This is a genomic window from Methanosarcina spelaei (genome assembly GCF_002287235.1).
Classification (GTDB): domain Archaea; phylum Halobacteriota; class Methanosarcinia; order Methanosarcinales; family Methanosarcinaceae; genus Methanosarcina; species Methanosarcina spelaei.
Genome location: NZ_LMVP01000435.1, coordinates 1 through 359, shown reverse-complemented (window position 1 = coordinate 359; position 359 = coordinate 1). Strand labels below are relative to the sequence as shown.

Annotated in this window: 1 protein-coding gene; it reads left to right on the top strand. The window is 31.5% G+C overall.

The window, feature by feature from the left end; genetic code table 11:
• Positions 1–21 precede the first annotated feature (21 nt).
• On the top strand, positions 22–359 hold a 338-nt coding region (locus tag ASJ81_RS15970; RefSeq protein WP_245860221.1), incomplete at its 3' end, for a winged helix-turn-helix transcriptional regulator.

Below are 359 nucleotides of genomic sequence, written 5' to 3'. Positions count from 1 at the left end.
CTAAGTAAAAAGGTTACTCAAGTGAAAATTATTAATTATGTTCTGAGTAAGCCAGGGTGTACACCATCTGAAATATCAAGAAACCTGAAAATTAGCCTGGGGTCTATAAGATATCAGATCACAACACTCAAAGCTGAAGGGGTATTGACCTTAACAAAGGAAGGAAAATTTACAAGAGTGTTTCAAAATTCCAATGCTTTCACAAAAAACGATAAAATAATAATATCACATCTTAAAGGTAGTACAAGAAAACAGATACTACTTAATATTCTGGAAAATCCTGAGATTACAAATCAGGAAATTTCAGAAAAGTTGAACTTAGACAAAAGCACTACTCACTGGCATATAAAAAAATTAAG